Origin of the sequence: Halalkalibacter hemicellulosilyticusJCM 9152, assembly GCF_000513115.1 — a bacterium.
Classification (GTDB): domain Bacteria; phylum Bacillota; class Bacilli; order Bacillales; family Bacillaceae_D; genus Halalkalibacter; species Halalkalibacter hemicellulosilyticus.
In genome coordinates this window covers 62,505-76,183 of record NZ_BAUU01000008.1, presented here as the reverse complement: position 1 = coordinate 76,183, position 13,679 = coordinate 62,505, and the positions used below count along the sequence as shown (strand labels likewise).

Genomic DNA, 13,679 nt, shown 5'->3' with positions numbered 1-13,679 from the left:
CATCGTATCCCGACCCATCTACACCGTTTCCTTTAATTTACCACTGTTATCTCGACATCACAAGGAGCAATAACACCTATTTTACCTCATTATCGATCATTTCTTCCAATCTTACCTTGTCCGAAAGCAGCAAGTTACATTTAGCTCTATCATATGATGCGCCTAATGCGGAGAGTATCACCACATTAGGCGCATCACACATGCGATATTAACGGTTTAATAAGCTTCCTACATAACGTAATAATTCATTAGCTGACACTGAATTGTATCCATGCTCATCAACTAACCTTGCAATCACTTCATTAATTTTCTTCAGTTGTGATTCATCTGGAGTTTTCGTTGATGTCGTAATTTTAACGATATCCTTTAGGTCAGCAAAGAGCTTTTTCTGGATCGCTTCTCGTAAACGTTCGTGAGAATTGTAATCAAATTTCTTCCCTTTTCTCGCATATGCAGAAATTCGAATTAAAATTTCTTCACGAAATGCCTTCTTTGCATTTTCCGAAATGCCAATTTGTTCTTCAATGGATCGCATTAATTTCTCATCTGGTGTCATTTCTTCACCTGTTAACGGATCACGTAATTTATTTTGATTACAATAGGCTTCAACATTGTCTAAGTAGTTATCCATTAGCGTTTTCGCAGACTCATCATAAGAATAAACGAATGCTTTTTGTACTTCTTTCTTGGCAATCGTATCATATTCCTTTCTTGCAACAGCTATAAAATCCATGTATCGCTCACGGTCTTCTTTTGTAATGGAAGCATGTTCATTTAAGCCTTCTTTAATCGAACGCAAAACATCTAGTGCATTAATCGATGTTAATTGCTTACGAATAATGGCCGATGAAATTCGATTAATAACATAACGTGGATCAATGCCACTCATCCCCTCATCAGGGTATTCTTGCTTCAACTCTTCAACATCCTGTGAATTAAAGCCTTCTACATTTTCTCCATCATAAAGTCTCATTTTCTTCAACAAATCAATGCCTTGTTTTTTCGGCTGCTGTAATCTCGTTAAAATTGTAAAAATGGCCGCAACCTTTAATGCATGTGGAGCAATATGCACATGTGATAGATCACTTTCTTGAATCATTTTTTGATAAATCCGTTCCTCTTCAGATACTTTTAAGTTGTAAGGAACCTTCATAACAATAATTCGAGAATGTAACGCTTCATTTTTCTTATTCGCAATAAATGAGCGATATTCAGATTCGTTCGTATGAGCGACAATTAATTCATCTGCACTAATGAGAGCAAACCGCCCCGCCTTAAAGTTTCCTTCCTGAGTGAGAGAAAGCAAATGCCAAAGAAATTTCTCATCACACTTAAGCATTTCCTGAAACTCCATCATCCCACGATTGGCTTTATTCAATTCACCATCAAATCGATATGCTCGTGGATCAGACTCAGATCCATATTCAGCAATCGTTGAAAAGTCAATACTTCCTGTTAAATCAGCAATATCCTGTGATTTCGGATCTGAAGGACTAAAAGTACCAATTCCAGTCCGCTTATCTTCAGAAAAAAAGATACGTTCCACGATTACATCTTCAATTCGGCCACTATATTCTTCTTCCAAACGCATCATATTTAATGGGGATAAATTCCCTTCCACTTTAATCCCATATTCCTCGTAGAATTCATTTCGCAAGTGATTCGGAATAAGGTGAAGAGGATCCTCATGCATTGGACATCCTTTAATGGCATAAACCGCCCCTTTATCCGTTCGTGAATATTGTTCTAATCCACGCTTTAGCATCGTTACAAGCGTCGATTTCCCTCCACTAACAGGCCCCATTAATAACAAGATACGTTTGCGTACATCTAAACGTTTAGCAGCCGAATGGAAGTATTCCTCAACAAGCTTTTCAAGGGCTTCATTTACTCCAAACAACTGATCTTTAAAAAATTGATATTCTTTCTTCCCGTTGGCTTCCTCTACTCCAGCATCCTTAATCATATTGTAAACGCGGGAGTGAGCGGTTTGAGCAATCCACGGCTTCTCCTTCAATAGGTTTAAGTAATCAGCAAATGTACCTTCCCACTTTAGACGCTCCTCTTCTTCTCTGAAATGTTCAATTTTACGTAAGATTGACATGTAGCGTAACCTCCATCCTCATGGTCAGAGCAAGATTAGTTAACCATATGCAGCAAAAGAAATGAACATGCAATCTTTTATGATTATGACCCTTTTTCTTTAAATTGGTGGTAAAATATAAAATGAAAAGATTAAGAAAAAATGCGTAGCATTCTTTTCTTAAATATGTCGTGTAGCCATTACTTCGGATTATGGTTGTCTGATCCAAATAACCCATGTAATGAGATAACCGATGTCCCGTCCATTATCCCACTTCATCTCCTTGATTGGACTCCTTAAATCTTTTTGAAATTTTGATCATATAAGAAAAGAGTGTACACATAATGCTAAAGATGACAATCGGTTGGATTTTCACTAGTATATCAAGTATCGTATTCGCATTTGTCTTAATAGAAGTGACTGCTGAAGTGAAAGAGGTTAAAACCTTATCTGAGCTTATAGATGAGCAAGTCGACTTGCAGGACATACATTTATCTTCTAACAGTTATATGTATGACCAACATGGAGATTTAATTTCCGAGCTTTACAACGATCAAAATCGACGATACCTACATTATGACGAAATACCTGTTCAAGTGATCGATGCCTTTATTGCTACAGAAGACCAACGCTTCTTTGAGCATAAAGGCTATGATGCAATTGCAATGGTTAGAGCTCTTTTGGCTAACGTTCGCAGGAAGGTATTGAAGAAGGTGCGAGTACCATGACTCAACAGCTTGCTCGTAACCTTTTTCTAACGCATGAACAAACGTATAACCGTAAAATGACGGAAATCCTCTATTCACACGAATTAGAAAAACATTTTACAAAAGAAGAAATTATTGAGCTTTATGTAAACTCAATCTATTTCAGTAATGGCGTATACGGAATTGAAGCGGCTAGCTATTTTTATTTTAATAAGCCGAGCGAGCAATTAACATTAGCGAAGCAGCTTCTTAAGTGCGATCCCGAACAATCCAAGTCATTATGATCCACTACAGCACATGGATCGGACATTACTTCGCCAAGAATGGATTTTGCAAAAAATGCTTGAGGCTCACTATATTTCAACGGAAGAGTACGAACATGCACGCAATGAGCACCTAACACTAAATCAGAGACAACGAATTGATGAGTTTCCTGATTACGTCACTTATATTCATCACGAACTGACGGAACTTATTGCACAATCAGAAGGGTACTCATGGAGAATAGAGCAAGCAGAATCAGATGAAACTCGTCAAGAAATTGAGCGTGAGCTGCAAAACCATGTTCAACAGCTACTTGAAAGCGGCATTCATATCGAAACGGCTCTCGAACCGTATAGACAGAACAGCATTACAAAAGCTGTACAACGATATTTACCTGAAGATGATATACAAGCTGCCGTCGCAATGATCGACCACCATAATCATGAGATCGTCGCGATAAGCGGGGGCAAAGGCTATAACAAGTTTGATTTTCACCGCGGATATCAAGATTTCCGTCAGCCAGGCTCTGCGATAAAGCCCATTCTTGTCTATGGACCTTATATTGAAGAAACAGGTGCATCTATTTCAACTCAAATTGATGCATCGAACATATGTATTAACGACTATTGTCCAACAAACTATGGAGATCAAGAATATGGTCATGTCCCTATATCGACAGCATTTAAACATTCCTATAATACACCAGCTGTCCGTCTGCTACACCAAATTGGTATTCAACATGCGTTTACGTATTTAGAGCCTTTTTCATTTTCAAGAGTCGTATCAGATGACTATGTTCCAGGCGCCGCTTTAGGAGGATTAACATATGGAGTATCTCCACTTGAGCTCACACAGGCCTACACGACCTTTGCAACCGATGGAGCATTTACACGGTCATACGGCATTCGGGCTGTAAAAGATCAAGCAGGTACGATTTTATATAGTTGGGAACAAGAGTCTGAACAAGTATGGAGCTCTTCAACCAATCAAAAAATGCGCTCGCTACTAGATGAAGTCATTACAAGTGGTACTGGAAGACAGGCCAATATGACAGCATCCTACCGTGGTGGGAAGACAGGGACAACTGATGAATACCGCAATCTATGGTTTGTTGGTTTAACCGACCAATACACAGCAGGAGTATGGATTGGTAACGATGATAACCAATCCATAGAAAGAGTCAACAACCGTTCACCTCAACTAGACATTTGGAGGGAAAGTATAAAATAAGACCAAAATAGTGAAAAGAACAAGAACGTTGCAGGCTTTAACTCCTCAAGAATAACTATCACACTTGAAGCAACTTGTATCTTCAAATGCTCATACTGCATTTTAGGAAATGAAAGAGAGTTCCCTCCTTTAGGAAAAGGCGGAAACTCTCTTTTGAATTTGTATGAGTAGCTACTTATAATAGGTGCAAGTTTCACTCTGCCAGATTAAATCGGCAAACTTGCCATAAAGCTATTATACAAGCGTACTAAAGCGTACACGACCGAAATAACAAATGCCCCCCAAAAGAAAACCTGAAAGAAAATAAATCCGACAAGACCACCAAAGGATAGAACATCGCTTACTTTATAAATAAGAAAAACAAAATAAATAAAGCTAGCGAGTAAAAAGAGGGCAAGAATGAAAATAAGTTGGTTGGCAACAAATAATGAGACGACACTTCCTATTAAATAAATCCATGAACCTCCCCTCGCCTTTGACAATTCTGTTCCTTCTTCGTCTTTTGAGAAAAAGAGCATTGATAGCTCAATAGTCGTATCTGTTATCAGCTTCAGGGCAGAGAATACCATAAAGAAAAATAACATTAATAAAAATAATAAAGTCAGTTTAATTCCATTTTCTGAAATGAACTCTAGCATACCGCTATAGACTCCCATATTTACAAGCTCAGTCAAAATAAGTCCTTGAACATAGATGGCTAACGCTAAGCTAAAGAGTACAATTGATATTAATGGGAAATGACTAGTAATATAACGATTGGTCATGAACGTTTCTCCATTTCTTCATATTCGTTAAGTGTGTCTTGATTGTGAATTTAGATTTCTAATATTTCATTCTTCGTCAAGTTGATTTATAATAAAAAGGATCATGTCGCAAGGAGGCTATGATTTATGGGAACTATTCTTATCCTTGGAGTATGTTTGGTATTCTTTGTTGCCATCTTTACAGCTGGCTATGAAGATAATCCTCACAAGAACTAATGAATGAAAAAATCGATCAGACTCGCATATAAGAGCTGGTCGATTTTTTGTTTCTCTATGTTAAATGAGGAAAACCTTGTTGACGAATGGCTTCATAGATAACAATTGCCGCAGTATTGGATAAATTTAACGATCGGATATGATCCGTCTGAGGAATCCGAAGACAGCGTTCAACATTTTGATTAATGATTTCATCAGGAATTCCTGTTGTTTCACGTCCAAATACAAAAAAGTGATCCTTATCTACATTTGAATAATCAAATTCACTATAGTTCTTCTCACCAACTGTTTCAATAAAATAAAACTCACCATCTTCATACTTAGCGAAAAGCTCGTCCAAAGAATCGTAGTAACGAATTGTCACGCTCGGCCAATAATCACAGCCTGCACGCTTTAACATTTTATCATCCGTTGAAAATCCCAGCGGACGAATTAAGTGTAGCATTGTGTTCGTTCCTGCACACGTTCGAGCAATATTGCCAGTGTTTGCTGGTATTTCTGGCTGATACAATACAATATGAAGCCCCACGCGCTCCACCCCAATCTTTCTATATCATGGTCTCTTAAACGAATTTTATTATATCATAAGACGCCTTGAACCGCCGAATTTTATTTTAATGATGCTACACTTAAAGGGTATTCAAACCATTCAAGATTCCCGGTTAGAATACCCCCACGATCGTCATATTTTTATATGAAAGAACTTATATTGTATTTGTGGTGTCCAAGCTGTTGAATCTTCATATTTCCAATAACGCATTCGACTATTGGTCGTTTGCGCATTGACGAGCGGTTCTCCATTAGCATCTTTTGCTACAACGATCGTTGTATGCTGCCAGCTTCCATTCCCATTAAAATCATAGCAAATGACATCCCCTGGCTCTAACAGCTCAGCACGTGCTCGTTCTTCCCCTCTAAGCCCTGATTTCGCCCCGCTTAAATACCAACGCATCGCATTTGCTACCGACCAGCTGTAGCTCCAAGTACGTCCATTATACCACCACCCCTTGGAACGATTTGAAAAGCCTCTCATTTCAGCACCACCTGCTCGTAAGCATTGTGAAATAAAGTTTGTGCAATTATTTTCAAATTTCTCATATTGAGGATTGTAATCATTCCACCATCTTTCGGCATACTGCACTGCTTTTCGCCGATCATAAGTAGACCTTTGAGTATTCTCTCCACTTTCTTCATGACTAAATTCAACTTGCGCTATCTCACCTTTATCCGATAAATCCCCTTCCAAACCAATTGGGTGATCCGATTGACAAGTTTCCCCTAAAAATGTGGCCCTCCTCACACACTCTCTTTCTTCTACATAAAATTCATCATTCAATTTAATAAGAAATTCTTCATGTTGAACATAATCAACAATTCGCTGATCATCTAGTTGAGTAGAACGAAGCACATCACCTTCAATAAGAGTACGGACAATAGTCGCTCCACGTTGTCGCTGCATACTTAGTACACTTTCAACTTGTTGATCCGTATTCTCACTATTTGAAACATATGCATGACTCCGATCCTTAATACGCTGATGCAATTTCAATATAACCCTTTCATCCATCTGATTACACCCCTTTCCTTTTACACTATGCGTGAAAATCAAAATCCATTAATCAGAACAACTGTAGAATGAATACTCCTTATTGAATAGAAACAAAATGAAGCCACAAAGGCCAATACCTCTGCGACTTCTAGTCTTACTTTTAAGCTTCATATTCTCTGATTAAGAGGATATCTTTTGGATTGCTCCTTCTAAAGATAGCAATCGTTCCTTTTTGTCTAACCCTCCACCATATCCAACCATATTCCCATTACTGCCAATGACTCGATGACAAGGTATAACGATTGGTATAGGATTTTGATTGTTAGCACCACCAATTGCGCGCACAGCTCTAGGCGCTCCTATTCTTTCGGCAATTTCCTTATAAGAAACCGTTTCTCCATATCTAATTTGAGTTAATGCACTCCAAACCTTTTTCTGAAATGGTGTACCACATAAATCAAGTGGAACATCAAAGTGATCTCTTTCACCAGCAAAGTATTCTTCTAATTGTGCACAATACGGACGAAGAGTTTCAGAACAATGAACGATATCTCCACAACGACTTTGTTTTTTCAGCCATGCCTTTAAACTAGCTTGACATGTCGACATTTCTCCAAAATACAAATGACAGAGACCTTTTTCTGTTGCTACGATTGTCAGTGGTCCTAGCGGGCTATCCAACTCATCAACATAATGCGTGAATAGACTTGACATGTATTAACCCTTCCTTCCTATTGTCCATCTTTACCTAATATTATCTTAATCATTGCTAAAATGCATGATTAGAAACTCTTATTTTCAATGATATTAAGGCCTTTTTCTATCTCTTCTAGTACTTTTTCCTCGCATTCGGACTTTTTCAACTCAGTTAAAAGCTTTTTCTCCTGATAACTCCCAATAACTCCGATTGCCCAAGCAGCCGTTCCGCGAATAACAGGACGAGGATCATTTTTAACTAAATCCGTCAATACCGGTAACGACCTTTCGTCTTTAAAATGAGCTAATGCAATAATTGCATTACGCTGAATAGGTTTCTTTCCTCGCCATGACCCAGACACATGACCAAATTTCTCCTTAAAGCTTCGATTACTCATTGTCAATAGTGGAATGAGCTTTGGCTTTGCTATTTCAGGGTCTGGCTCCATCTCAGAATGAATATGAGCATCTTTTCCTTTATTCACTGGACAAACTTGCTGACACGTATCACATCCATATAATCGATTCCCTAATTTTTTTCGGTATTGATCAGTCAAGAAATCTTTTGTTTGCGTCAAATACGCAATGCATTTCTGTGAATTCAATTGACCACCTTGTACAAGCGCGCCAGTCGGACATGCGTCTATACATTTTGTACACGATCCACATTGGTCTGTTAAAGGAACATCTGGCTCTATAGACAATGTTGTAATTAAATCACCTAAGTACACATAGCTGCCGAATTCTGGTGTAATGATTGCACAGTTCTTCCCACTCCAACCAATACCAGCACGCTCTGCCACAGCCCGGTCAGATAATTCTCCCGTATCAACCATGGAAACAGTCCTAGCTTCAGGAGCTCTTTCTCTAATAAATTGCTCTAGTTTCTGCAATCGTTCTCGAAGAATGTGATGGTAATCTTTTCCCCATGATGCCCGACAAAAAATTCCTCGGCGTTCTTCCCTCGTATTCTTAGGTGGGTTTTTCATTTTTGAGGGATACGCCAACGCAATGGAAATAATCGTTTTTGCATGAGGCAAGAGCCGCTCAGGTGTCACGCGCTTATCAATATCTGGTTCTTCAAAGCCAGACTGATAGCCTAATTGCTTCTGTGTCAGTAAACGATCCTTTAATTGCAAAAACGGATCTGCAGAAGCGAAGCCAATTTTATCAATACCTATTGATTTACTATATGCAATGATTTCATCTTTTAGTTGGGCGAGTGTCACGGTCTACCCACCTTTCTCTTACTTTTTTACATTTATGCTACAATAGAACAAACACATATCGGCTTTCCTTTAGAGAACAGTCAAATCCGTCACGTGATTTTATAGCTTTAAAAAAGCTCGTACATAAGCTTATAATCTATTATTGAAGGAGGACATGAAATGATCCATACTAACATCGATCCATCTCTTCAGTCAATTGTACCAAACTTTAAAATAGGGATTATTCAATATCATCATATCGAAATTCAAGAGTCTCCTCAAATGTTAAAAGGGCGATTACGTTTTTTTCAAGAAACGATACAAGTCGAATTAGCAACGAAACCTGTAACCGAAGTTGCTGGCATCGCTGAATGGAGAAGAACGTTTAAATCCCTTCATATCGACCCTAATCGCTATCGTCCATCGAATGAAGCACTTCTTCGTCGCATAAAAAAAGGGAGCACACTTCCATTTATTCACTCAGCCGTCGATTTAAATACATTTTTCTCCTTGCAATATGAAATTCCGATTGGGATTTATGACCTTACTACAATTGACACCAATCTTAGCATACGACTCGGCCAAAGTGGAGAAGCATATCTTGGAATTAACGGACGAGAAAATCAACTCAAAGGAAAATTAATTAGTGCTGACACCATTGGTCCGTTTGGAGGACCAGTTGTTGACTCTGATCGGACAAAGGTAACTGAACATACGACCGATGCTTTACATATTTTTTATCTTCGACCGTCAATGGATATGGCTGAAGCTCAGCAGCTTATACAGGCTGCTGCAAAAATGTTTACACATATTCATGGAGGTGAAAGCTCTCACCTTATTCACCATGTAGATGGAACAAAGAAAAGTTGGTAAGCAAAGGCACTGAAAAAGTTTGGTTTTTAACTTTTCCGGTGTCCTTTAAGCAATGTGCGTAACCGTTGCCTATTTTGAAAAGCCTGATACGAGTGGGTTTTTCGTATCAGGCGAGCAACGAGTGACGCCATTGCTAATCAAATCAAAGGCACTGAAAAAGTTAATTTTTACTTTTCCAGTGGCCTCTGGTAAGCCACTCTTAAACTGTACGTATACTTAACTAATTTTTATAATTAATGTTTAGGCTTAGTCAAATATGGGTAATAGTAATATATAGCAAATGAACATTTAAACAGTAGGAGTGGTTATAAGATGGAAGCGAAATTGCATGATGTATTGAATAGGCAAATTGCCAATTGGAGCGTTTTATTCGTTAAACTACACAATTACCATTGGTACGTAAAAGGGCACCAGTTCTTTACCCTACATGATAAGTTTGAAGAGCTGTACAATGAATCTGCGACTCATATCGATGAATTAGCTGAACGACTATTAGCTATAGGCGGAGAGCCGATTGCGACAATGAAAGAATATTTAGCGGAATCCTCCATTGAAGAAGCAACATCAACAGAGACTGCTGAAGATATGGTTCAGTCGGTATCTCAGGACTTCACAACGATGATCGGTGAACTACGAGAGGGGATGGCTATCTCTGAAGAAGCGGATGATGAGACAACAGGAGATATGCTTCTTGCCATTCATTCAAGTCTTGAGAAACACGCTTGGATGCTTCAAGCATTCCTTGGCAAATCAGTCTAATCAAGCCCAAAGCCATTGAGAGTGATTACTCAATGGCTTTTTTACGCTCTTTCGTCTTTTCTTAATTGCGATGTGTGGATTCGTTACGGGACAAGATGGAAGTGGAGTACTTTCATCAAAACGCGTAAATAGCGAAGCCAACGCTCTTCTTTGAGTCTGCCAACCCCTCTATCATGTTCCCTTTTCTTCCTCGAATATTATAAATGCTTATCCTCTAAAAAACCCGTCGGCAGAGTCTCACAATAGCGAGACAATCGACAGGCTTTTATCGTCGCAAAGCTTTCTTATTGATCCTCAGGACTAAACGACCGCTTCGAAAATTCATCATCTAACATGAAGAAGGCATTACTATCATTATCAATTCGCTTAAGCTTCTGAATAATACTATCGAACATATCCTCTTCTTCTACTTGCTCCTCAATAAACCATTTTAAAAAGGAGATTGTCGCATGCTCTCTTCGATCTAATGCCAAATCAGAAAGATGATAAATCTTTTTTGTGACATCCTTTTCTTGTGCTAAGGCATGTTCAAATGCATCTTTTACAGACGAAAACGTATTTTTAGGTTCTGGTAATGATTGAATCGTTGCTCGTTCTCCTAATGCATTAATAAAATTATAAAACTTCATGGCATGGAAACGTTCTTCCTCAGCTTGTACTAAGAAAAAATTTGCAAACCCATCAAGGCTTTCACTTGAGCAATAAGCAGCCATTGCCATATAAGCATGTGCTGAATAAAATTCATAATTCATTTGATCATTTAAAGCTTTTGTCAATTGGTCATCCAACATGATTAATCATCCTCTCTTTCTGTTATCTACTCCATTATACTATACCCTTGGATAAGTGTGGAAAAACCTTAAGCATTTAATCAGCTGACATTTCTAAATCAGCAATTCGATTTTCAACGTATTTCTGATCTTTTTTTGCATGAAACACATCCGCCCTTTCAACAATAACCGTTGAATTATATTCTGGAATCTTCGCATGACTCTCATATACCCCTTTTGGAAGAAGGCTATTTCCTTCAGGCCAATAGACAGCAATATTTCCATTTGCTACGTCTTCAAATTTCGCTCTACCTTGAAGCTGTCCATATTGATTATATGCGATAACTGACACGCCTTCATCAATTGACAGCTTGCGAGCATCCTCTTCATTTATGAATATATCGTAGCGATCTCCATCATTAAAGGGATCAACCTCACTATAAATCATCGAGTTAAATTGCTTCCCTCGACGAGTTGTTACGAAGAACTGACCTTCTGTTCGGCGGTTTTCCGGTAAATCAATGGCAAAAAGCTGCCCCTTCCCATCTTCAGTCGGACAAACACCATCCTCACAGAGCCATGCTCCTCCCCACTGAAACAAATCGCCTTTTTCAGTTAGGTGTTGAATTCCATCATAGTTTGGATTCGCTTGTGCAATCTCGGCACGTATGTCAGCCACGGTTTTAAACTGAATCCATTCTTTTTTATCTGGCTTCACGCGTCCGGCTAAATCAATATAAATTTCCCACTCTGATCGAGCTTCCTCTATTCGAGGGCCTTTTATCTCTGGGCTAAAATAGACCATTCGCTCCGTACTAGTTGACGTGCCACCACCTGGCTGCTCATATCGTGTCATTGCTGGTAAAATAATGACTTCTTCTTTTGCATCAACTAATGTCGATGTATTCAAAATAATATCTTGATGAACGCGTAGCTCTATCTTTTCTAATGTTTGTTGCATAAAATCCGGATCTGGCATCGTTTCAAGAAAATTTCCACCACTCGTATAAAACAGCTTCAGCTTACGTTCATGTTCTTCATGTAAATGAGCATTTTCTAAAGATTGACCGACCGTATCTCCTTGCCAATCCATAATTGGAAATCCCCAAAGCTTCTCCATTCTCTCCCTATTTCTCGGTTCAAAATCACCACCTGATAAAACGAATGGGTCAGCCCCCATTTCACCAGAGCCTTGGACACCACTATGACCACGAATTGGCATAACACCACAATGCTCTCTCCCTAAAAAGCCACGTAACATTGCCAAATTAGCAACTTGGGATATATTATCGGTCGCAAAGCGATGCTGTGTCAGCCCCATACTCCAAATAAATACTCCTGACTTCGAGTTGGCTAATAGTTGAGCAAACTCTTCGATTCGCTCTCTGGAAAGACCTGATGAACGTTCGATTTCGGCCCAAGTGAGTGCACCGACATGGACTTCTACTTGTTCAACCCCTTTCGTATGCTGCTTAACAAACGAATGATCGATCGCTGATCCCTTTTCTTGTTCCTCCATTTCAAACCAATGCTTCATGACACCATTTATAAACGCAATATCGCCACCAATATTTACCTGATACACATCATCAACGATTTTCGTTCCAAATAACGCACTTTCCGCAATCGATGGAATCCAATATTTCTCCATTGACGGCTCACGATAAGGGTTAATCATAATGATTTTCGTTCCTGCTTTCTTTGCAGCATACATATATTTCGTTGAAACTGGTTGATTATTTGCAGCGACGCTCCCCCAGAATATAAGGACATCCGTCCCGATCCAATCTTTATACGAGCAGCTAGCTGCTCCAATTCCTAATGAACGCTTTAAAGCGGTTTTACTTGGTGAATGACAAATTCTTGAAGCATTATCAATATTGTTCGTTCCAAGAAATCTAGCAACCTTCGCCGCAGTATAATAGACTTCATTTGTAATACCACGTGCCGTTAAGTAAAATGCCAGCTGTTTCGGGTCAATTGCCTGCATTTTGGCTGCAATGCGATTCAATGCTTCATCCCATGTTAATCTTGTAAACCTCTTCTCCCCTGGCTTACGTGAAAGCGGATATGGAATACGCCCTAATTTTCTCAATTGCGTACTATCCATCTTACGTAATTGCTCTACATCCTCAAACCATTTATCATCAATAGCTGGTGCTGTATTTAATCTCAGCACATTCAACCGCGTCGTACAAAGGTGAGGGCCTTTTAACGTCTGATCATAGAGTCCCGAAACACCAAGAGCGCAACCATCACATACACCCTCTGTTAAAATACGATAAGCATAACGGGCATTATCGCGATTCTCCCAAGCAACCTTCATCGTATCGCGAATATGCTTCGGCTTCACCTTTCCAATCCCCATCGGAGTCATTCCCGCCCATAACGAAGGCTGAGGTTTTTTATTTAGTTTCATTGGTCCTGTATGTTTTGTTTTTCCCATTAAGAGCAACTCCTCTTTTTCTCGTTACAAACTCTCTCTTTCACAAACTACTATATTCATTATAAAATAACGTATGAGCCTTGTATGCATTTTCATTATAAAAGTGAGGGTTAC

The 13,679-nt window shown here is 39.0% G+C and carries 11 protein-coding genes and 1 pseudogene; 4 read left to right on the top strand and 8 right to left on the bottom strand.

Annotated features, from left to right (window positions below):
• Nucleotides 1–208: 208 nt before the first annotated feature.
• The gene (locus JCM9152_RS06250; protein ID WP_035342175.1) at nt 209–2,104 is read right to left on the bottom strand and encodes a PrkA family serine protein kinase; all 1,896 of its coding nucleotides are present in this window, start codon (nt 2,102–2,104) and stop codon (nt 209–211) included.
• Nucleotides 2,105–2,427: 323 nt separating this feature from the next.
• Here JCM9152_RS06250 and JCM9152_RS23990 point away from each other — a divergent pair.
• Nucleotides 2,428–3,074 (top strand): annotated as a pseudogene (locus JCM9152_RS23990) (transglycosylase domain-containing protein).
• 13 nt (nt 3,075–3,087) lie between these two features.
• The gene (locus tag JCM9152_RS23185; RefSeq protein WP_235715639.1) at nt 3,088–4,284 is read left to right on the top strand and encodes a transglycosylase domain-containing protein; all 1,197 of its coding nucleotides are present in this window, start codon (nt 3,088–3,090) and stop codon (nt 4,282–4,284) included.
• 206 nt (nt 4,285–4,490) lie between these two features.
• Here JCM9152_RS23185 and JCM9152_RS06240 read toward each other — a convergent pair whose 3' ends face one another.
• The 5 genes from JCM9152_RS06240 to queG form a co-directional block, all read right to left on the bottom strand.
• Nucleotides 4,491–5,048, bottom strand: coding sequence for a DUF5366 family protein (locus JCM9152_RS06240; RefSeq protein ID WP_035342173.1), 558 nt, complete (start codon nt 5,046–5,048; stop codon nt 4,491–4,493).
• A gap of 271 nt (nt 5,049–5,319) precedes the next feature.
• Nucleotides 5,320–5,793 (bottom strand): tRNA (uridine(34)/cytosine(34)/5-carboxymethylaminomethyluridine(34)-2'-O)-methyltransferase TrmL, encoded by a 474-nt coding sequence (gene trmL, locus JCM9152_RS06235; RefSeq protein WP_035342171.1) that lies wholly within the window; start codon nt 5,791–5,793, stop codon nt 5,320–5,322.
• Nucleotides 5,794–5,946: 153 nt separating this feature from the next.
• Nucleotides 5,947–6,831, bottom strand: coding sequence for an amidase domain-containing protein (locus JCM9152_RS06230; protein ID WP_035342168.1), 885 nt, complete (start codon nt 6,829–6,831; stop codon nt 5,947–5,949).
• A gap of 162 nt (nt 6,832–6,993) precedes the next feature.
• Complete coding sequence (locus JCM9152_RS06225; protein ID WP_035342165.1) at nt 6,994–7,527, bottom strand: methylated-DNA--[protein]-cysteine S-methyltransferase; 534 nt, start codon at nt 7,525–7,527, stop codon at nt 6,994–6,996.
• Nucleotides 7,528–7,595: 68 nt separating this feature from the next.
• Complete coding sequence (gene queG, locus JCM9152_RS06220; protein WP_035342162.1) at nt 7,596–8,738, bottom strand: tRNA epoxyqueuosine(34) reductase QueG; 1,143 nt, start codon at nt 8,736–8,738, stop codon at nt 7,596–7,598.
• A 159-nt stretch (nt 8,739–8,897) separates the two neighbouring features.
• Between queG and JCM9152_RS06215 the strand changes: the two genes are divergently transcribed.
• Nucleotides 8,898–9,590: a B3/B4 domain-containing protein gene (locus JCM9152_RS06215; RefSeq protein ID WP_035342159.1), complete on the top strand. Its 693-nt coding sequence runs from the start codon at nt 8,898–8,900 to the stop codon at nt 9,588–9,590.
• A 312-nt stretch (nt 9,591–9,902) separates the two neighbouring features.
• Nucleotides 9,903–10,349: a Dps family protein gene (locus JCM9152_RS06210; RefSeq protein WP_035342156.1), complete on the top strand. Its 447-nt coding sequence runs from the start codon at nt 9,903–9,905 to the stop codon at nt 10,347–10,349.
• A 284-nt stretch (nt 10,350–10,633) separates the two neighbouring features.
• Here JCM9152_RS06210 and JCM9152_RS06205 read toward each other — a convergent pair whose 3' ends face one another.
• Nucleotides 10,634–11,140 (bottom strand): ferritin, encoded by a 507-nt coding sequence (locus JCM9152_RS06205; RefSeq protein ID WP_035342153.1) that lies wholly within the window; start codon nt 11,138–11,140, stop codon nt 10,634–10,636.
• A 76-nt stretch (nt 11,141–11,216) separates the two neighbouring features.
• The gene (locus JCM9152_RS06200) at nt 11,217–13,565 is read right to left on the bottom strand and encodes an FdhF/YdeP family oxidoreductase (protein ID WP_035342147.1); all 2,349 of its coding nucleotides are present in this window, start codon (nt 13,563–13,565) and stop codon (nt 11,217–11,219) included.
• Between the last annotated feature and the right edge of the window lie 114 nt (nt 13,566–13,679).